The organism is Streptomyces sp. NPDC051740 (assembly GCF_044453165.1).
GTDB classification, from domain to species: Bacteria; Actinomycetota; Actinomycetes; order Streptomycetales; family Streptomycetaceae; genus Streptomyces; species Streptomyces atrovirens.
Genome location: NZ_JBITCL010000011.1, coordinates 116368 through 136549, shown reverse-complemented (window position 1 = coordinate 136549; position 20182 = coordinate 116368). Strand labels below are relative to the sequence as shown.

At 73.3% G+C, this 20182-nt stretch carries 17 protein-coding genes and 1 pseudogene; 11 read left to right on the top strand and 7 right to left on the bottom strand.

From position 1 onward, the window contains the following. Positions 1–18: 18 nt before the first annotated feature. Positions 19–1266, bottom strand: coding sequence for a cation:proton antiporter (locus tag ACIA6T_RS20145; protein WP_399447830.1), 1248 nt, complete (start codon positions 1264–1266; stop codon positions 19–21). 4 nt (positions 1267–1270) lie between these two features. Then, a complete protein-coding gene (locus ACIA6T_RS20140) occupies positions 1271–1741 on the bottom strand; it encodes a cation:proton antiporter regulatory subunit (RefSeq protein WP_030865659.1) in 471 nt (156 codons plus the stop codon). Positions 1742–2020: 279 nt separating this feature from the next. On the opposite strand from ACIA6T_RS20140, the gene ACIA6T_RS20135 reads away from it, so the two are divergent. From ACIA6T_RS20135 to ACIA6T_RS20115, 5 genes are all read left to right on the top strand, one after another. Beyond that, a complete protein-coding gene (locus tag ACIA6T_RS20135) occupies positions 2021–2860 on the top strand; it encodes a universal stress protein (RefSeq protein ID WP_399447829.1) in 840 nt (279 codons plus the stop codon). Between the two features lie 52 nt (positions 2861–2912). Continuing rightward, on the top strand, positions 2913–3374 hold the full coding sequence (locus tag ACIA6T_RS20130) for an SRPBCC domain-containing protein (protein WP_399447828.1): 462 nt from the start codon (positions 2913–2915) through the stop codon (positions 3372–3374). Positions 3375–3628: 254 nt separating this feature from the next. After that, positions 3629–4954: a cytochrome P450 gene (locus tag ACIA6T_RS20125; RefSeq protein WP_399447827.1), complete on the top strand. Its 1326-nt coding sequence runs from the start codon at positions 3629–3631 to the stop codon at positions 4952–4954. Then, positions 4929–5939 (top strand): (-)-alpha-amorphene synthase, encoded by a 1011-nt coding sequence (locus ACIA6T_RS20120; RefSeq protein ID WP_399447826.1) that lies wholly within the window; start codon positions 4929–4931, stop codon positions 5937–5939. The genes ACIA6T_RS20125 and ACIA6T_RS20120 overlap by 26 nt, the downstream gene beginning before the upstream one ends. 199 nt (positions 5940–6138) lie before the next feature. Continuing rightward, positions 6139–9048, top strand: a complete 2910-nt coding sequence (locus ACIA6T_RS20115; RefSeq protein WP_399447929.1) for an ATP-binding protein — start codon at positions 6139–6141, stop codon at positions 9046–9048. Between the two features lie 37 nt (positions 9049–9085). Here ACIA6T_RS20115 and ACIA6T_RS20110 read toward each other — a convergent pair whose 3' ends face one another. Together ACIA6T_RS20110 and ACIA6T_RS20105 are read right to left on the bottom strand one after the other, a co-directional pair. Beyond that, positions 9086–9271: a hypothetical protein gene (locus ACIA6T_RS20110; RefSeq protein ID WP_399447825.1), complete on the bottom strand. Its 186-nt coding sequence runs from the start codon at positions 9269–9271 to the stop codon at positions 9086–9088. 68 nt (positions 9272–9339) lie between these two features. Then, complete coding sequence (locus ACIA6T_RS20105; RefSeq protein ID WP_399447824.1) at positions 9340–9762, bottom strand: secondary thiamine-phosphate synthase enzyme YjbQ; 423 nt, start codon at positions 9760–9762, stop codon at positions 9340–9342. An 83-nt stretch (positions 9763–9845) separates the two neighbouring features. Here ACIA6T_RS20105 and ACIA6T_RS20100 point away from each other — a divergent pair, with 83 nt between their 5' ends. Beyond that, entirely contained in the window at positions 9846–10964 is a 1119-nt protein-coding gene (locus ACIA6T_RS20100; protein WP_399447823.1) for an NAD(P)-binding domain-containing protein, read from the top strand. Positions 10965–10982: 18 nt separating this feature from the next. On the opposite strand, the gene mltG is transcribed toward ACIA6T_RS20100, so the two are convergent. After that, the gene (gene mltG / locus ACIA6T_RS20095; RefSeq protein ID WP_399447822.1) at positions 10983–11828 is read right to left on the bottom strand and encodes an endolytic transglycosylase MltG; all 846 of its coding nucleotides are present in this window, start codon (positions 11826–11828) and stop codon (positions 10983–10985) included. Positions 11829–11871: 43 nt separating this feature from the next. Next, a complete protein-coding gene (locus ACIA6T_RS20090) occupies positions 11872–13674 on the bottom strand; it encodes an ABC transporter ATP-binding protein (protein ID WP_399447821.1) in 1803 nt (600 codons plus the stop codon). Positions 13675–13795: 121 nt separating this feature from the next. Between ACIA6T_RS20090 and ACIA6T_RS20085 the strand changes: the two genes are divergently transcribed. From ACIA6T_RS20085 to ACIA6T_RS20065, 5 genes and pseudogenes are all read left to right on the top strand, one after another. Further along, positions 13796–14260, top strand: coding sequence for a MarR family winged helix-turn-helix transcriptional regulator (locus ACIA6T_RS20085; protein WP_399447820.1), 465 nt, complete (start codon positions 13796–13798; stop codon positions 14258–14260). Between the two features lie 191 nt (positions 14261–14451). Next, positions 14452–16284 (top strand): ABC transporter ATP-binding protein, encoded by a 1833-nt coding sequence (locus ACIA6T_RS20080; RefSeq protein WP_399447819.1) that lies wholly within the window; start codon positions 14452–14454, stop codon positions 16282–16284. Beyond that, a complete protein-coding gene (locus ACIA6T_RS20075; protein WP_399447818.1) occupies positions 16281–18062 on the top strand; it encodes an ABC transporter ATP-binding protein in 1782 nt (593 codons plus the stop codon). Before ACIA6T_RS20080 ends, ACIA6T_RS20075 begins: the two co-directional genes overlap by 4 nt. Positions 18063–18557: 495 nt before the next feature. Further along, entirely contained in the window at positions 18558–19028 is a 471-nt protein-coding gene (locus tag ACIA6T_RS20070; protein WP_399447817.1) for a DUF5709 domain-containing protein, read from the top strand. A 15-nt stretch (positions 19029–19043) separates the two neighbouring features. Next, positions 19044–19298 (top strand): annotated as a pseudogene (locus tag ACIA6T_RS20065) (type B 50S ribosomal protein L31). A gap of 20 nt (positions 19299–19318) precedes the next feature. On the opposite strand, the gene ACIA6T_RS20060 reads toward ACIA6T_RS20065, so the two are convergent. Continuing rightward, entirely contained in the window at positions 19319–20113 is a 795-nt protein-coding gene (locus ACIA6T_RS20060) for a metal-dependent hydrolase (protein ID WP_399447816.1), read from the bottom strand. Positions 20114–20182: the final 69 nt, after the last annotated feature.

Below are 20182 nucleotides of genomic sequence, written 5' to 3'. Positions count from 1 at the left end.
CGGGCCGGCCCGGGCGGCTCAGCGTTCGGGGCGGCTCTCGTCCACCGGTTCCAGCGTCTCCGCGGCCGGCGCCGTGGCCCGTGCGGGCACGGTGTCGGCGGAGGCGGTGCGCCGGGCGGTCAGGCGCAGCGCGACGGGCTCGGTGTAGCGGGCCGTGAGCGGGCCCAGGACGACCAGGATCAGGACGTACGCCGTGGCCAGCGGGCCGAGGTCCGGTTCGATGCCGGCGGTGACCGCGAGACCGGCGATGACGATGGAGAACTCGCCGCGGGCGACCAGGGTGCCGCCCGCGCGCCAGCGGCCCTTGGCGGAGATTCCGGCCCGGCGGGCGGCCCAGTAGCCGGTGGCGATCTTCGTCAGCGCGGTGACGACGGCGAGCGCGAGGGCGGGCAGGATCACCGGCGGGATCGACTGGGGGTCGGTGTGCAGGCCGAAGAAGACGAAGAACACGGCGGCGAACAGGTCCCGCAGCGGCGCCAGCAGGTTGTGCGCGCCCTCGGCGACCTCCCCGGACAGGGCGATGCCGACCAGGAACGCGCCCACGGCCGCCGAGACCTGCAGCTGCTGGGCGAGTCCCGCGATGAGCAGGGTCAGGCCCAGCACGACCAGCAGCAGCTTCTCCGGGTCGTCGCTGGAGACGAAGCGGGAGATCACCCGCCCGTAGCGGACGGCGACGAACAGCACGAGTCCGGCGACGCCCAGCGCGATGGCCAGCGTGACGCTGCCCGCGGCGAGGCTGACGCCGGCCAGCAGGGCGGTGATGATCGGCAGGTAGACCGCCATGGCCAGGTCCTCGAGCACCAGGATGCTGAGGATGACCGGGGTCTCGCGGTTGCCGAGCCGTCCGAGGTCGCCGAGGACCTTCGCGATGACGCCGGAGGAGGAGATCCAGGTGACGCCGGCCAGCACCACCGCGGCGACCGGGCCCCAGCCGAGCAGCAGGGCCAGGGCGGCACCGGGCAGGGCGTTCAGCGCCATGTCGACGAGGCCGGCCGGGTACTGGGTCTTGAGGTTGGAGACGAGGTCGCTGGCCGTGTACTCCAGGCCGAGCATGAGCAGCAGCAGGATGACGCCGATCTCGGCGCCGATCGCGACGAACTCCTCGCTCGCGCCGAGCGGCAGCAGCCCGCCCTCGCCGAAGGCCAGGCCGGCCAGCAGGTAGAGGGGGATCGGGGAGAACCGGAGGCGTCCGGCGAGGCGTCCCAGCAGGCCGAGCCCGAGGATGATCGCGCCGAACTCGATCAGGAAGATCGCGGAAGAGTGCACGCGCTCACTCCCGACCGAGTATCTCGGCGGCGGCGTCGATGCCCTCGCGGGTGCCGATCAGGATCAGCGTGTCACCGCCGGCCAGCCGGAAGTCCGGCGCGGGGGACGGTATCGCCTCGGCCCGCCGCAGCACGGCGACGATGGAGGCACCCGTGTCGGTGCGCATCCGGGTGTCGCCCAGCAGCCGGCCGTTCCAGTGGGAGACGGCGGACAGTTCGATGCGCTCGGCGACCAGCCCCAGGTCGGTGGTGTGCAGCAGGTTGGGGCTGTGGTGCGCGGGCATGAGCGCGTCGATCAGCGCGGCCGACTCGGCGACGGTCAGCCGCATCGAGCGGGCGCAGGCGTCCGGGTCGTCGGAGCGGTAGACGTTGACCGTACGGGCACCGTCGCGGTGCGCGATCACGGACAGGTGCTCGTGCTCACGCGTGGTGAGGTCGTATTTCACGCCGATGCCCGGCAGCGGCGTGGCGCTCATCCGTGGAGCAGGCACAGCCCGTCCCCTTCCCGGTTCTCTTGTCGATGTCGTCCGATGCGGGGGGCCGGCCGTGCCGTCGGACGGCACGGGTGATCCACCCCCACAGGGGCAATGGTGCCATCCCGCCATTCGGCCGGAACATGGGTGTTGTCACGGATGGACAGGGGGCGCGACGGAGCCGAGGATTTCCGGGGAGACCGTATCGCCGCAGGCCGGAAGGGCGGGTACGCGCTCCCGCCCGTGGGTACCCGGAGGAATCACCGGGGACGGGAGCGAGTGGTGAACGACACGGTGGCCGTAGGAGTGGATGGTTCGCCGTCCAGTCTCGCCGCGGTCGACGTCGCGGCGCACGAGGCCCTGCTGCGCGGCGCGCGGCTGCGGATCGTGCACGCGTTCAGCCGCCCGGCCGATCTCGACCCGATGATCCACGGTGTTCTGGCGGAGGCCGAACAGCGTGCCCGCGACCGTGCGCCGGGGCTGGAGGTGGCCAGGACCGTGGCGTCCGGTGAGACGCTGACGGTGTTGCGGAGCGAGTCGCGGCACGCGGTGCTGACGGTGGTCGGCGGGCGGGGCCGCGGTGGGTTCGGGGATCTGCTGCTGGGCTCGACGGTCGTGCAGCTGGCCGCGCACGGGCACGGTCCGCTGATGGTGGTCCGCGGTCGTCCCGGTCCCGAGGGGCCCGTGCTCCTCGCCGTGGACGGCTCGCCGGCCGGGGCCGCGGCGGCGGACTTCGCCTTCGCCGAGGCCGCGCTGCGCGGGGCGCCGCTGGTCGCGACGCATGTGTGGAACACCTGGAGCGAGCCGACGCCGTACGAGGGCCCCGCCGATCCGCTGAACGTGGTGGTGGATCTCGACCGGCTCCGTGAGCGGCACCAGCGACTGCTGGAGGAGGCGGTGGCGCCGTGGCGGGGGGAAGCCCGTCCCGGGGTCGCCGTGGAGCTGCGGCTGGAGCGGGCGCGGGTGCGGCGCACGCTGCTCGACGCGAGCCGGGAGGCCCAACTGGTGGTGGCCGGGGCCCGCGGTCACGGCGGCTTCACCGGGATGCTGCTCGGTTCGGTCAGCCAGGCGCTGCTGTACCACGCCGACTGTCCCGTCGCCGTCGTCCGCGGCGCGGAGTGAAAGGGTGTCCCCGCTCCTCGCGGGGGCTTCCTCGTCGCGGCACGATGGGACCATGTACACGACCCGTGTCTCAGGACATGTGAACGCTCCCCCTCCGGCCGTCCACCGGGCGCTGGTGAGCGCGGAGGCGGTCGCGTGGTGGCGGGTGCCGCCGGGGATGCGGAGCGAGGTGCACGCGTTCGAGGCACGCGAGGGCGGCGGGTTCCGGGTCTCCCTGATCTACGACTCGCCCGGTGCGGTCGGCAAGTCGTCACCGCACACCGACACCTACCACGGCCGCTTCGCACGGCTCGTGCCCGGCGAACTGGTGGTGGAGATACTCGAGTTCGAGACCGAGGACCCCGGACTGCGCGGCACGATGACGATCACCACCACGCTCACCGAGGCCGACGGCGGCACGGATGTGCTGATCGTCCACGAAGGCGTCCCCGACGCGGTGCCCGCCGCCGACAACGAGGCGGGCACCCGCTCGGCACTGGCCCGGCTCGCCCGTTTCGTCGAGGCGCGCGCTTGAATTCCTGCGCTCCCCCGTGCACCCGTGCGCCCCCTTGGCGACGGGACGGGGTACGTCGGGTACCGGTCCGGTACGGGCAGGACAAGGTTCGAGTGCCCCATGCATGTGGACTCGCATATGTGGACTCACTGAATTCCGTTTGTGTCGCTCGAGACAGGTGGTATTCGATGAGCAATTGCGTTCATGAACCGGTGCCGGCCTGGAGGTCGGGAATCGCGCCGGGCATATTCCCGTCCGTCGGCCACGGTATCGCCTTGTTCCGACGCCCGCTGGAGTTCCTGAATTCTCTGTCCGCTTACGGCGATCTGGTGGAGATACGCCTGGGTCCGATGCGTGCCTGGGTGGCGTGCCACCCGCGACTGGTCCACGAGATGCTCAGGGACACCCGCACCTTCGACAAGGGCGGCCCCCTCTACGAGCGGCTCCGGGCCCTGATGGGTGACGGGGTCGTCACCTGCCCGCACGGCGATCACCTCAGGCAGCGCAGACTGCTGCAGCCCGCCTTCCGCCCGTCCCGCGTCACCGGCCTGACGGGGGCGATGGGCGAGGAGGCCGAGTCGGTGTGCCGCGCGTGGCGGGCGGGGCGGAAGGTCGATGTCAGCGCGGCCATGATGGCCCTGACCACGGGGGCGATCAGCCGGGTCCTCCTCTCCGACTCGCTCGACGCGGCGAGGGCCGCCGAGGTACGGGACTGCCTGGCCGGGATCGTCCACGGACTGTTCGTGCGTACGGTCGTCCCGGTCGACGCCCTGTTCCGGGTGCCCCTGCCCGCCAACCGCCGGTACCGGGACGCGGTCGCCCGTCTGCACCGGCTCGTGGACGCGGCGATCGCCGAGCGCCGCGCGGGCGAGCCGCGCGACGATCTGCTGGGGGCCCTGCTGGCGGCGGCCGACGCCGGGGAGCACGGGGTGACCCCCGGTGAGGTGCACGACCAGCTCGTCTCCCTGCTGCTCACCGGGTCGGAGAGCCCCTCCCTGGGCCTGTCCTCCGCGTTCAGCCTGCTCGCACAGCACCCGGAGGCCGAGCGCGAACTGCACGCCGAGGTCGACTCCGTACTGGCCGGGCGCACCCTCCCCACCTCCGGCGATCTGCCGCGCCTCCCCTACACCCGGGCCGTGATCAGCGAAACCCTGCGCCACTCCCCGCCCGGCTGGCTCTTCACCCGGTCCACCACCAGGGACGTCGAGTTCGGCGGGCGCCGCCTGCCGCGTGGGACCACCGTTCTCTACAGCCCGTACCTGCTGCACCACGCGCCCTCGTCGTTCCCCGACCCCGAGCGGTTCCGGCCCGAGCGGTGGCTGTCGGGCGAGCACACCGCCCAGCCGTACGGCGCGATGGTCCCGTTCTCCGCGGGCAGCCGGAAATGCCTCGGGGACTCCTTCGCCATGGCACAGAGCACGGTGGCGGTCGCGACCATCGCCCGGCGCTGGCGGCTGCGGCACCCCCCGGGGCCCGTCGCGCCGGTGCGCCCCGCGGTGACGCTGGGCCCCAGGTCGCTGCGGATGATCTGCGAACCGCGCGGTGACGGGCTCGGCCGGCGGTCCCGAGGGGCGGGTGACAGCCTTGTCGACCACACATGAGGACATCACGGCCGGCCCACTGCGTGGAATTCCCGGCTCCGATCTCAGGGACCTGATCGACGCCCATCTGCACATGCCGTTCCCCTTCCGGACCAATCCGCACGAACACCAGGTCACGGCGGGCGTCGAGAAGTGGCTGCGGGAAACGGGACTGGCGGACGAGAGCTGGGTTCCGGAAATGATCGCCCGCACCCGCCCGGCCCAGCTCGCCTCCTACAACGGCCCGGAGATGGATTCCGGTCTGCTGCAGATCGTCGCCAATCAGATCGCCTATCAATTCGTCTTCGACGACCGGGCGGAGGAGGTGGGCCGGCAGGGACCCGGCCGGCTGCTGCCCATGCTGGACGAGAGCATCGCCGTACTGCGGGACGACGCGTCGCCGTCGACGCCGCTCGGCGCCGCCCTGGCCGATCTCCACCGGCAGGTCCGCGAGCGGTGCACGCCCGCCCAGGCCGCGCGCTGGGCCGTCAAGAGCCGTGAGTACGTGCACGGCCTGCTCTACGAGGCGGTGGCGCAGGCCGACACCGCCCCGCTGCCGACCGGACTGTGCACGTCGATCCGGTCGCTGACCGCGGGGGTCGAGCCCTTCCATCCGCTGTGCGAGGCGGCCCAGCCGTGCGAACTGTCCGACGCGGAGCTGTACCACCCGGTGATGCGGCGGCTGACCCGGCTGTCGGCCGACGCGGCGGTGTGGATCCCCGACCTGTACTCCGCGGTGAAGGAACGGCGGGCCGGCGGGATGATCAATCTGGCCCTCGCCCACCAGCGGGCCCACCGCTGCTCCCTGCCGGTCGCCGTCATGCTGGCGATCCGGCAGATCAACCACGCGATCGACGAGTTCGTCGGCCTCTTCGAGGAGATCAGGCCGCGGCTGAGTCCCTCGGCCGTCGGTTACGCGGAGGGCATGGCCGGCTGGATCCGCGGGTGCTGCCACTGGTCCCGCACCGTCCCGCGCTATGCCGACACGGCGGCGGCCCCGGCCTGACCCGGGTGCTGCCACGGGCCCGCGCCCCCGGGCGCGATCCATTCGAACGCCTCTACCCGCAGGAGGGATGCCTCAAGCCGTCGCCGCCTTCGATTCACCCGTCCTGTCGTGGTCGTACCGTAAGACGGACACGGTGCGCCGCGACAGGCATACGCTCGTCTGCCACCCGTTGGCCGAACGACAGGAAGCGGTACGGCACATGGTGATCGAGCGGCGGCAGCATGTCACCGAGTCCCGGCCGTTGCTGGAGCGCCGACGGGAACTCCGGGCACTGGACGAGGCGCTGGCGGCCCTGCGGGACACCCGGGACGGGGTGCCACAGGTGCCGCGCGGCGGGCTCCTCGTCTTCACCGGCCCGGGCGGGATGGGCAAGACGGCAGTGCTGACGCAGGCCCGCTCCCGCGCGCTGGCCCAGGGGTTCACCGTGCTGTCGGGCTGCGGCGGCCGGAACGAGCAGGAGCTGGCGTTCCGTGTGGTGCGCCGGCTCCTCCAGCCCCCGCTGGCCGCGATGGACGGCGGCGAGCTCCGCGCGTTCCTGGGCAGCTGGTACGGCGTCGTCGCCACCGCGCTCGGCCTGGAGGCGGGGCCCGGCCCCCACATGCCCGACCCGTCCGGGGTCCGCGAGGGCCTGGACTGGGTCATGACCCGGCTCGCCGCACGGAAGGCACCCATGGTGCTGCTGCTCGACGACCTGCACTGGGCGGACGTCGAGTCCCTCGACTGGCTCACCTCCTTCGCACCCCGGGTGGCGGACCTGCCGCTGCTGATCGTCCTCGCCCACCGGCCCGACGACCTGCCGCGCGAGGCGGAGCCGCTGCGCGCCCTGCCGGGCAGCCTCGGCACCCGCCCCTACGCGCTGAAGCCGCTCACCTCCGAGGCGGTGGCGCGGATCGTCAGGGACGAGGTGGGGGACGAGGCCGAGGACGAGTTCTGCGAGGAATGCCGGCAGGCCACCGGGGGAAGTCCGTTCGAGGCCGTCGAACTCGCCATCCGCCTGGGCGAACGCAATCTGCGGGGCACCCGGCACGAGCTGCGCGTGATGCGGGACCTCGCCGCGGCGGTCAAGGGCCGCGGACTGATCGAACGCCTGCGCGCCCTCGGGACGTCCACCGTCCGTTTCGCCTACGCCGCGGCCGTGCTCGGCGAGTCCGTGTCGCAGGAGCTCGCCGCCACCATCGCCGTGGTCGGCAGTGAGGCGGCCGCCGAGGCGACGGAGCGGCTGCGCGCCGCCCGGATCCTGGCCGAGGACGACGGGACCGGGGACGGACTCTCCTTCGTCCACCCGCTGATCGCCACCACCGTCTACCGCTCCATCGCCCCGGCGCTGCGGGTCGGACTGCACAACGGGGCCGCCGAGGCCATCCGCGCCGCCGGGTTCGGGCCGGCGGCGGCCGCCCGGCACCTGCTGGAGGTGCCCTGCGACGGTCGCGTCGAGGCGGTGACGTGTCTGCGCGAGGCCGCCCGCGAGTACATGCGCGCCGGCGCCCCGGAAGCGGCCCGGCGGCTGCTGACCCGGGCGCTCCAGGAGCCGCCGCCGCCGGAGCAGCGCGCCGAGCTGCTGCACGAACTCGCCTCCTCCACCTTCCTCATCAAGCCCACGGCCACGGTCGCGCACCTCCGTGAGGCGCTGGCGGAGCCCGACATCGACCCGGAGCTGCGGGCGTCCATCGTGTACCGGCTCACGCAGGCGCTGGCGCACATCGACGAGGTGGCCGAGGCCGCGGCCGTCGCCGCCGACGAGGCGCGGCGCACCCCGCACCCCCGGATCAGGCTGCGGATGCAGGCCGACCACTTCGTGTGGAGCTCGTACCGCACCGACGAGCCGGATCCCGTCGCCCGCTCGCGCAGGCTCGCCAGGCTGGCCGCGAAGGTGACCGGCCATGGTCTGGAGGAGCGGTACATCCTGGGCCTGCGGGCCTGGGAGGCGGTGGTGTGCGGCGAGCCGCGGCAGACGGCCCTCGAGTACGCCGAGCGGGCCCTGCGGGGCGGGCTGAGCTGGACCGACGAGAACCGGGGCTTCGAGGTGCCGGTGGCGGTGGCGATGGTGTTCCTGTACGCCGACCGGCCGCGGCGGGCCGAGGAACTGTTCAGCAAGGGCATGGCGGAGTGCGAGGCGAAGGGCTGGCGCGGCTCCCATCTCGCCCTGGGGCAGACCCTCTCCGGGTACATCCGCTACCGCCGGGGCTCCCTGGCCGAGGCGGAGAACCTGGTCCGGGAGGGGCTGCGCATCGCCGACCGGGTGGAGGGGGCGGTGCCCGCCCAGTGGTTCGCCGTCGGCATCCTCATCCAGACGCTGCTGGCCCGCGGGCGTACGGCGGCGGCACGCCGGATCGCCGACCACTACCGCTACGGCGGACTGGTCCCGAACGCCGTCATCTACCCCGATCCGCGCACGGTGTACGCCGAACTGCTGCTGGCGGAGGGCCGCGCGGACGAGGCCGCCGCGCTGCTCTCCGATGTCGGGGACTGGCTGGACGGGCGGGAGTGGCGCAATCCCGCCTGGTGCGCCTGGCAGTCGGGGCTGGCGTCCGCGCTCGCCCGGACCACACCCGACCGGGCGGTCCGGCACGCGCAGGACGCGGTCAAGCGGGCCCGGGACTTCGGGGCGGCCTCGGCCATCGGGCAGGCGGTGCACACCCTGGCCGAGGTGACCGGCGGTCCGGCCTCGCTCGACCTGCACGCGGAGGCCGTCGGCCACCTGGAACAGTCGCCCGCTGCCTACGAGTTGGCCCGCGCCCTGGTCGGCCACGGGGCGGCGCTGTCCCGTACCGGGCAGTTGCAGGAGGCCGCCGACCGCCTCTACCGCGGGCTGGAGGGCGCCGTGCACTGCGGCGCGGAGGCGCTGGCGGAACGGGCCAGGGACGAACTCGCCGCGGCCGGACTACGGCCGCTGCCCCTGCGCTACGCCCAGACGGACACACTCACCGCGCCCGAACGGGAGGCCGCCGAGCTGACGGTCCGTGGAGCGTCCACGGCGGTGATCGCCGGGCGGCTGCGCCTCACGGAGCAGGGCGTACGCCATCTGCTCTCAGCGGTCTACCGCAAGATCGGCACGGACGCCTCCGGCCTGGCGGCCGCACTGGAGTCGTTTCCCCGGCCCCGGCCGTGAACGAGCCGCGGCCGGACGGGCGTCCGTCCCGGCCGGCTCACGGCGGGACGCTGGGCGTTGCCGCCGGCGCCCGCCGCGCACCCCCTCGGTCGGGGGCGCCGTCGATCCCGAACACCACTTCCAGGCCGGGACCGCCGCTGTACGGCACGACAGCGGTGCCGGGTTCACCGACGACGGTGAGCGCCTTCTCCGCCGCGTCGGACAGCCGGTGGCCGCCGGCCACCGGGCGGGCTCCGCGGTCGGCTTCGCGTCGACCGCGTATCCGTGGAGTCCGGCCCGTGGAGGCCCGGTTCAGCCGAGGAAGCTCAGCCGTACCCGGCGGTCGGGGTTGTCGCGGTTGGTGTCGACCAGGCACACCGACTGCCAGGTGCCCAGTTCCAGCCGTCCGTCCACCACCGGGAGCGTCGCGTGCGGCGGGACGAGGGCGGGCAGGACGTGGTCGCGGCCGTGGCCGGGGCTGCCGTGGCGGTGCTGCCAGCGGTCGTCGGCGGGCAGCAGGGTGTGCAGGGCGGACAGGAGGTCGTCGTCGCTGCCGGCGCCGGTCTCGATCACGGCGATCCCGGCCGTGGCGTGCGGCACGAAGATGTTCAGCAGGCCGTCCCGGCCGGCCGCCGTCTCCCGCAGGAAGGACTCGCAGTCGCCGGTGATGTCGACGACCCTCTCGTCGGAGCCGGTGGCGAGGGTCAGGACTCGGGTGGTGAAGGCATCGGACATGTGCTCCATCCTGGCCCATGCGCCGGGGTTCCCGCGGGAGCGCCGACGGGAAGATCCACGGCCTCCGTGCGGTTGGTAGAAACGTGAACAACATGCGCGAGGTCGAGGTAGTCGTCATAGGCGCCGGGCAGGCCGGACTGTCGAGCGCCTATCACCTGCGGCGGACCGGGTTCGAGCCGGAGCGCGACTTCGTGGTGCTGGACCACTCCCCCGGCCCCGGTGGCGCCTGGCAGTTCCGGTGGCCGTCGCTGACGTACGGCAAGGTGCACGGGATGCACGCGCTGCCCGGCATGGAGCTTGACGGCGCCGATCCGGCGCGGGCCTCCTCCGAGGTGATCGGCGAGTACTTCGACCGCTACGAGCGGACCTTCGACCTGCGGGTACGGCGTCCGGTGGACGTACGGGCGGTGCGCGAGGGGTCCGGCGGACGGCTGCTGGTGGAGACCTCGGACGGCGACTGGTCGACGCGGGCGCTGATCAACGCCACCGGCACCTGGGACCGGCCGTTCTGGCCGCGCTGTCCGGGCCGGGAGACCTTCCGGGGGCGGCAGTTGCACACGGCGCGGTACCCGGGGCCGGAGGCGTTCGCCGGGCAGCGGGTGGTCGTGGTAGGCGGCGGCGCGTCGGGCACCCAGCACCTGCTGGAGATCGCGCCGTACGCGGCGGCCACGACCTGGGTGACCCGGCGGCCCCCGGTCTTCCGGGAGGGCCCCTTCGACGAGGAGGCGGGCCGGGCGGCCGTGGCGCTCGTCGAGGAGCGGGTGCGGCGGGGTCTGCCGCCGCGCAGTGTCGTCTCCGTGACGGGGCTGCCGCTTAACGATGCGATCCGCCGGGGGCTCGCGGACGGTGTGCTCGACCGGCAGCCCATGTTCGACCGGATCACGCCCGACGGCGTGGAATGGGCATGGGGGTCCCCCCTGCTCGAGCGCAGCCGAGAGCTTGGGGGAGGGCGGCGGGTGGCGGCCGACGTCATCCTGTGGGCGACCGGCTTCCGCCCCGCCGTCGAGCATCTCGCCCCGCTGCGGCTGCGGGAGCCGGGCGGCGGGATCCAGGTCGAGGGCACGCGGGCGGTCGCCGACCCGCGGATCCATCTGGTCGGCTACGGCCCCTCGGCGAGCACCATCGGCGCCAACCGGGCCGGACGCGCGGCGGTGCGGGACATCAGGCGGCTGCCGGCACGGGAGGAGCGGGTCGCGGCATGACGGCCGGGGGCGCGCCGCTCACTTCTTCGACGGTTCGCTCGCCTTCTCGCCCTGCGCGTTGAACTCGGCGACGTTGCGCTGGTGTTCCGCGTAGTCGGCCGTGAAGCGGGTGTCGCCCGGCTTGACGGTGACGAAGTAGAGCCAGTCGCCCGGAGTCGGGCTGATCGCGGCACGCACCGCGTCCTCGCCGGGGTTGTCGATCGGCGTCGGGGGCAGTCCCATGCGCCGGTAGGAGTTGTAGGGGCTGTCGATCCCGGTGTCGACGGCCGTCGTGCGCGGCGCCCCGCGGTTCAGGGCGTAGTCGACGGTGGAGTCCATCTGGAGCGGCATCCCGCGCTCCAGCCGGTTGAAGACCACCCGGGCCACCTTGCCCATGTCGGCCTTGGTGGCCGCCTCCGCCTGGACGATGCTCGCTACGGTGACCGCCTGGTAGACGTTCATCGCGTTGCGCTGCGCGCCGGCGGCGATCGGGGCTCCGTTGAACTTCTTGTCGGCGGTGTCGACCATGCGGGACAGCAGCTTCTGCGGGGTCGCCTTCTCCTTCAGCGGATAGGTCGCCGGGAAGAGGTAGCCCTCGGGGTTGCCCCCGGCCTCGTCGGGCAGTTTCAGGTCCGCCTCGGGGAGGGACTTCTTCGTGGTGCCGGCGGGCAGGTCGAGGACCTTGTCGACGGCTGCGTACACCTGGCTCGCGCGCCAGCCCTCCGGGATCACCAGGGTCGTGGGGCGGGAGTCGTCGTCGCCGTTCATGATCAGCAGCGGCACCGCCACGGCGGTGCCGGCCACGACGGCCCCGAGCGCCGCGAGGGCGAGGCGGCCCCGGCGCGTCAGTCGGATCGAGCTCCGTGACGGAGTGTTCGTCTGCATGCGGGCACGGTAACCCGCATACCACCACAAACCCGGCATATCTTCATCTTGTCGGCTCCAGTTGGGCGTCCCGGCGTACGAGGGCCGCGTAGCGCCCGCCGCGCTCCAGCAGCTCTTCGTGCGTGCCGCGTTCGACCGCGCGGCCGGAGTCGAGGACCACGATCTGGTCGGCGCTCCGAACGGTGGACAGCCGGTGGGCGATGGTGACCGTGGTGCGGTTGGCCGACAGTGCGTCGATGGCCTCCTGGACGGCGGCCTCGGTACGGGTGTCCAGGGCGCTGGTGGCCTCGTCGAGCACCAGGACCGGCGGGTCGCGCAGGATGGTGCGGGCGATCGCCAGGCGCTGCTTCTCACCACCGGAGAACCGGTGACCGCGCTCGCCGACCACCGTGTCGTACCCGTCGGGCAGGGCGGCGATGTGGTCGTGGATCTGTGCGGCCCGCGCCGCCGCGTGCAGCTCCTCGTCGGTGGCGTCCGGCTTGGCGAAGCGCAGGTTGTCCGCGACCGAGGCGTGGAAGAGGTACGTCTCCTGGGAGACGACGCCCACCGCGCGGGCCAGGGTGTCGAAGTCGAGGTCGCGGACGTCGACGCCGTCGAGGGTGACCCGGCCGCCCGTGACGTCGTACAGCCGTGGCACGAGGTGACCGAGGGTGGACTTGCCGGCACCGGTCGGCCCGACCACGGCGAGGCTGCCGCCCGGGGGGACGGTGATGTCGATGCCGTCGAGGACGGGGCCGCCCTTGTCGTCGTATCCGAAGGTGACGCCCTCGAAGCGGACCTCTCCCTTGACCCGGTCGAGGTGGACCGGGTCTTCGCGCTCGGTGATGTCGATCGGGAGGTCGAGGTACTCGAAGATGCGCTGGAAGAGCGCGAGCGACGTCTGGATCTGGACGCCGGTGGACAGCAGGCTCACGGCCGGACGGAACAGCCCCTGCTGGAGCGAGACGAAGGCGACGATGGTGCCGATGGAGACCTCGGGGCCGCCCGTCCGCAGGGCCATGCCGGCCGTCCAGTAGATGATCGCCGGCATGGCGGCCATGACGATCGTGATGACGGCCATGCGCCAGCGGCCGGCCATGTTCGACCGGACCTCCAGGTCGACCAGCCGCTCGGACTCGTCCGAGAAGGCGCCGGTCAGGGAGTCGGAGCGGCCCATGGTGCGGCCGAGCAGGATGCCGCTGACCGAGAGCGACTCGGTGACCGTGGCGGCCATCGCCGCCATCTGCTTCTGGCGCTGGGTGGTGATCTTCTTGCGTTCGTTGCCGACGCGGCGGCTGATCCAGACGAACACCGGCAGCAGGACCAGCGAGACCACGGTCAGCCGCCAGTCGAGCGCCAGCATCGCGACGACGGTGGCGACCACGCTGGTGAGGTTGGAGACCAGGGACGTCGCCGTGGAGGTCACGGTGGCCTGCATGCCGCCGATGTCGTTGGCGATGCGGGACTGGACCTCGCCGGTGCGGGTGCGGGTGAAGAAGGCGAGCGACATGCGCTGGAGCCGGCCGTAGACGGCAGTGCGCAGGTCGTGCATCACGCGCTGGCCGACGGTGGTCGAGATCAGGGTCTGCAGCACGCCGAAGACGCTGGTGAGGACGGCGCTGAGGATCATGCCGAGCGCGAGCAGGCTGAGCAGCCCGGTGCGGCCCTCGGGGATGGCGACGTCGAGGATCGCCTTCAGCAGGAACGGGGTGGCCACCGAGACCAGCGAGGCGGCCCCGACGAGCAGGCCGACGATCGCGAGGCGGCCCCGGTAGGGACGGAAGAGCTTCAGGATGCGCCGCACCTGCCGGGGTTGCTCCTTGGCACCGGCGGGCGGGATCCAGTCGGGTTCGCGGTCGGGGTGCATGGTCTCCTTCGGCAAGGGCGCCCGGGTTCGCGGGCGGGGGGTGCCCGGGTCCACGGGCGGGGTGAGCGCAGCTCATTGTTACCTATACTCACAATGAACGGCATCCTGATATTGTTCCCGTATGACCGCCCCCGATCCCGACGGCCTGCTGGCCGAGCAGCTGCTTCGGCTGACCCGCCGGGTGCACCGCATCCAGAAGCGCCATCTGGAGGGGCGCGAACTCGGTATCACCCCTGCCCAGTCACGGCTGCTGCGTACCCTCGCGCACTACGGTTCACCGCCCCGTATGGCCGATCTGGCCGAGCGGCTGGAGGTGGTCCCCCGCGCCGTCACCACGCTGGTCGACGGGCTGGAGGCGAACGGCAAGGTGCGACGGGTGCCGGATCCGGCCAATCGGCGGGTGATCCGGATCGAGCTCACCGACGACGGGCGCGCGGCCCTGCGGGAACTGCGCGCCGCGCGCCGGTCCGCCGCGGAGGAGATCCTGGCCCCGCTGGGGGACGCCCAGCGCGAGGCACTGGGCGAGCTGCTGAACACCCTGATCGACGGGACGGTACCCGCGCGCTGCGGTGACGCGTCCGTATGACCCGTGTGACGTGACGGTACGGCGGTGCCGGCCGCCCCGGCGCCGGTTCTGTGCGGTCGTGTGGAAAACCGTTTGCCTCCCGGTACGTAGCGGGGTCAACCTGTCACGGTTTGCTGCCGCCGTCCTCGGACTGCGCGCGCCTCCGCCTTCCCCCGTTTCCGCCGCCCCCTGATCCGAGCCACTGGGACGTCATGCAGATTCAAGACCTTCCGTTTCCCGATCCGGGGGTGCCCGACGCGCGCTCGGGTCCCCGATTCCTGTGGTGGCTCTTCCGGAATCAGCTGTCCGGGCAGCTCAAGTCGCTGGCCTGGGGCCTGCTGCACTTCGCCTCGGTCGCCTCGCTGCCGTTCTGCGTCGGCGTCGCCGTCCAGGCCGCGGTCGACCGCTCCGGCGGCCGGCTCGCGCTGGCCGGCGGCCTGATGGCGCTGGCCTGCGCGGGCAACGCCATCGGCGACACCTTCCTGCACCGCGCCGCCGTCACCAACTGGATCACCGCCGCCGCCCGCGTCCAGCAGCTGCTGGCCCGCAAGGCGGCGACGCTGGGCTCCGCGCTGACCCGGCGGGTCGCCGCCGGGGAGGTCGTGGCGGTCTCCACCGGTGACGTCGAGAAGATCGGGTGGTTCGTGGAGGCCCTGTCGCGGTTCACCGCGGCGGCGGTCACCATCGTGCTGGTCTGCGTCGGCCTGGTCGTCTACCAGCCGGCGCTGGGGGTCGTCGTCGCCGTGGGACTGCCGGTGCTGGCGATCGCGGTGCTGCCGCTGCTGCCCCGCGCCACCCGGCGGGCGGACGTCCAGCGCGAGAAGGCCGGCCGGGCCACCGAGCTCGCCTCGGACACCGTCGCCGGGCTGCGCGTCCTGCGTGGCATCGGCGGCGAGGAACTGTTCCTCGACCGCTACCGCCGCGCCTCCCAGGAGGTCCGCCACGCCGCCGTGCGCAGCGCCAGGATGTGGGCCCTGATCGCCGCGATCCAGGTACTGCTGCCGGGGATCCTGCTGATCACGGTGGTCTGGTACGGCGTCCATCTCGCCCGCGAGGGCCGGATCGCCGTCGGCGAACTGGTCACCGTCTACAGCTCGGTCATGGTGCTCACCTATCCGCTGCGGCACTTCGAGGAGATCGCGATGGCGTACTCCTTCTCGCGTCCCTCGGCGAAGCGGGCCGCGCGCGTGCTGTCGCTGGAGCGGGCCACGGACACCGCGGGGTCGCGCGCCGCCGAGGACCCGGCCGGGGACCTGTACGACCCGGAGACCGGCCTGCTCGCCCCCACGGGCCGGCTCACCGCCGTGGTGTGCGGGGACCCGGACGCGGCGGGACGGCTGGCCGAACGGCTCGGCGGGCACGCCTCCGAGCGGGGCACCCCGGTGCTGCTCGGCGGGGTGCCGCTCGACGAACTGCCACTGGACTCCGCCCGCCGGGCCGTCCTCGTGCAGGACAAGGATCCGGTGCTGCTCTCCGGCACCCTGCGCGAACTGCTCGACGTGCCCGCGTCCGGCGCGGTCGACCCGCGCGACGCGCTGGACGCCGCGCAGTGCGGGGACGTGCTGGCGGCGCTGGTGCAGGGCTCGGTGGACGCCGACGACCCGATGGACGCGCGGATCACCGAGCGCGGGCGGTCCCTGTCCGGCGGGCAGCGCCAGCGGCTCGCGCTGGCCCGGTCGCTGGTCACGGACCCGGAGGTGCTCGTCCTGGACGAGCCGACCTCGGCCGTCGACTCGCACACCGAGGCCCGCATCGCCCAGGGCGTGCGCGCACTGCGGGCGCGGCGCACCACCGTGGTGTTCACCTCGTCCCCGCTGCTGCTGGACCGCGCCGACCGGGTGGTGTTCCTGCACGGCGACACCGTCGCGGCGGTCGGCGACCACCGCGAACTGGTGCGCACCGAGCCCCGGTACCGGGCCGTGGTGACGCGCGGGACCGAGGACGAGACCGCGTCGGCGGAGGCCCTGGACAAGGACGGCGTCCTGCGCGAGGACGAGGTCCTGCACCGACTGGAAGAACTGGAAGAGATCGAGGAGACAGCATGATCGGCGTGGCGCCACCGGCCTACGACCCGGCGGCCCCGACCGCGGCCAGCACGCTGCCGGTGGGTGCGCCCGCGACCGTCCGCACCTACGTGAGCGAGTTGCTGCGCAGGCACCGCCGGGCCTTCGTGCTGCTGATCACCGTGAACACGGTCGCCGTGCTCGCCTCGATGGTGGGCCCGTATCTGCTGGGCGGACTGGTGGAACGGGTATCGGACCGGGAGCGGGAGCTGCACCTGGGGCTCACGGTCACGCTGTTCGTGCTCGCGCTGGCCCTTCAGGCGGTGTTCGTCCGGCAGGTACGGCTGCGCGGGGCGATGCTCGGCGAGCGGATGCTGGCCGATCTGCGCGAGGACTTCCTGGTGCGGTCGGTCGGGCTGCCGCCGGGCGTGCTGGAACGGGCGGGCACGGGTGATCTGCTGTCGCGGATCACGACCGACATCGACCGGCTCGGCAACGCCATGCGCGAGGCCGTGCCCCAGCTCGCCATCGGCGTGGTGTGGGCGGTGCTGCTGCTGGGCGGGCTGGTCGTCACGGCACCCGAGCTGGCGCCGGCCGTGCTGCTCGCCGTGCCGCTGCTGGTGATCGGCTGCCGCTGGTACTTCCGGCGGGCGCCGGCCGCCTACCGCTCGGAGGCCGCCGGGTACGCCGCCGTGGCCGCCGCGCTCGCCGAGACCGTGGACGCGGGGCGGACCGTGGAGGCGCACCGCCTCGGCGCGCGCCGAGTGGCGCTGTCGGACCAGCGGGTCGAGGAGTGGACGGCCTGGGAGCGCTACACCCTCTGGCTGCGGTCGGTGCTCTTCCCCGTGGTCAACATCACCCACGTCACCGTGCTCGGCTCGGTGCTGATGATCGGCGGGGTGTTCGTCCTGCAGGGCTGGATCGGTGTCGGCCAGCTGACCACGGGCGCGCTGATCGCGCAGATGCTCGTCGACCCGGTGGGACTGATCCTGCGCTGGTACGACGAGCTGCAGGTGGCGCAGGTGTCGCTGGCCCGGCTGGTCGGGGTCCGGGACATCGAGCCCGACGCCGGTGACGCCGCGCTCGCCCCCGACGGGCGCCGGGTGCACGCGGACCGGGTGCGCTTCGGCTACCGGGAGGGCGTCGACGTGCTGCGCGAGGTATCCCTCGCGGTCGCCCCCGGGACCAGGCTGGCGCTGGTCGGTCCCTCGGGCGCGGGCAAGTCCACCCTGGGCCGGCTGCTCGCCGGGATCTACGCGCCCCGGGACGGGCGGGTCACCCTGGGCGACGCCGAGCTGTCGCGGATGACCGCGGAACGGGTCCGGGAACATGTGGCCCTGGTCAACCAGGAGCACCACGTCTTCGTGGGCTCCCTGCGCGACAATCTGCGGCTCGCCAGGACCGACGCGGAGGACGCCGAACTGTGGGCGGCGCTCGGGGCGGTCGACGCGGACGGCTGGGCCCGTGCGCTGGACGAGGGTCTGGACACCGAGGTCGGCTCCGGCGGGTTCGCGCTCACCCCGGCCCAGGCCCAGCAGATCGCGCTGGCCCGGCTGGTGCTGGCCGACCCGCACACGCTGGTCCTGGACGAGGCGACCTCGCTGCTCGACCCGCGCGCGGCACGGCACCTGGAACGCTCCCTGGCCCGTGTCCTGGACGGCAGGACCGTCGTCGCCATCGCCCACCGCCTGCACACCGCCCATGACGCGGACGTCATCGCCGTCGTGGAGGACGGCCGCATCAGCGAACTGGGCAGCCACGACGACCTGGTCGCGGCGGACGGGGCGTACGCGGCACTGTGGCGCTCCTGGCACGGCTGAGCATGTGCCGTCCCGGCGGGGGGCGGGCCTGTCGGCGAGGTCCCCTCGGACCTTTCGGTGTGGCCTCGGACCTTTCGGTGTGGCCTCGGGCCGGCCCGGAATCCCGCCGCCCGGACCGGCGGCACCGTGCCGTACCCCTGGCCGGCCGCCGGCTCGGGGCATCCGGCGCCCCCGGCAGCGGTGGGACCGGGGAACGCGGCCCGCGCCGACGGCCGTACCCGTACGGGTCCTCCGGCCCGGGGACGGTTCCGGGCCGTGGGCCGGGGTACCGGCGGGGGTGCCGGGCGGGGCGGGGTGAGGATCCCGGGCACGCAGACCGCCGGGGGTGTGCCGTTGCGCGGTGGGGAGCTCCGGTGGAAGGCTGGAGTCAGGCACCGGCTCGGGGGTGCCCGGGGCCCGGCGGACCGGGCACGGACGGCGCCGGTGCCCCGTGCAGCGGCGACCCGCCGCGGTCCGCGGTGAGAAGGGGCCGGTCCTCACCCCCTGGAGGTACCCGTGAACAGCGCCGACGGATGGGGAGATGACGTCTACCAGCCCGACGGTTCCGAGCAGAGGGAGGACACCGGGCTGCTCGACGCGGAGGACACCCTTGAGTACGACGGGGTCGACGATCCCCTCGACCGGGGCTGGTCCCCGCCGGAACGTCCCTGGGCGGTGGAGCACACCGGCGTGACGGCTGGGGAACGCCATCGGGGCGAGACGCTGGAGGAGCGGCTCGCCGAGGAGCAGCCCGACTCCCTCGGACCTGACGGTGACGGCCTGGGCGATTCCCAGGACACCGACGGGGAACTCCTGGACGACGAGGTCGGAGCCGCACGTTCCGGCCGGCTCGTGGCCCCCGACGAAGGGGCGCACGAGGACGAGGAGGAGGCCCTGGTCGCCATGGACGTCGGCATCGACGGCGCGGCCGCCTCCGCCGAAGAGGCCGCGGTGCACGTCGTCGACGAGGACAACCTGCCGGGCTGACCCCGAGGAGCATCCATGCAGCAGGACAAGCACCCCGACTACCACCCGGTCGTCTTCCGTGACCGTGCCGCCGGATACGCCTTCCTCACCCGGTCCACCGCGACCAGCGACCGGACCATCGAGTGGGACGACGGCGAGACCTACCCGGTGGTGGAGGTGGAGATCTCCTCGGAGAGCCACCCGTTCTAGACGGGCAGGGCCCGGACCGTGGACACGGAGGGCCGCGTCGCCCGCTTCGAGCGCCGGTACGGCGGTGAGGGTTCCGGCTGAGTCCCGGACGGGCGCGTCCCTCAGATCACGTTGAGTGCCGCCGCGCAGCCCACTCCGCCCAGCAGCATGAACACGGGCATCAGCACCTTCAGCTCCACCCAGCTGCCCGCCCGGAACCGCATCGCCTTCGGCGGGCCGATCGGGTACCAGCGCTTGCGGCCCACCGGTATCGGCCACAGGACCGGGCAGCCGGAGACGGTCAGCGCGTCCCCGATGTCGTGCACCAGCGCGCCCAGAACGACCGGCAGCCCCAGCCACAGGTACTCCTGGCCCGGCTCGGTGAACAGCCAGTCGGAGCCGTGTCCCGGCTGGTCCAGGACGCCCGCGATGATCCAGGCGCAGGCCGCGGCCAGCAGCCACACCAGGACGTCGCTGCTGGAGCCGCGCGTCGCCCGCCACAGCAGGCCCTCGATGGCCAGCACCATGTGCACGAAGAGGATGGCCAGCACCGCCCAGCGGCCGCCCGTGATCGCCAGGGCCGCGGTGCCGGCACCGATCAGGACCGCCCACAGCCAGGTGTGGGTGAGCGTGCGGTGCCCGCCGGAGCGGCGCGGGTCGCCCTGCTTCTTGGTGGCCTTGTAGACGGCGTAGGACAGCTTGTCGACGATCTCGCACAGCCAGCGGGACACGGGGCCGAAGGCCCGTGAGATGGTGGCCGCCTTGTGGTCCAGGTCGGGGGCGAGCGCGGCACCGGCGCAGATCAGGGCGCCGGCCAGGAGGACCGGCCAGGGCATGGGGTGTCCGGCCGCGGCCGTCGCCGCGCCGACCCCGAGCCAGGCCGCGGCGCCCGACAGTGAGTGTGCTGGTCCCATCATCGCCGTTGCCCGCCCCATTCCTCGTTCGCCGTCGGCCGGTCGACCCGGCGCGTTGACGCCCCGCCGGCG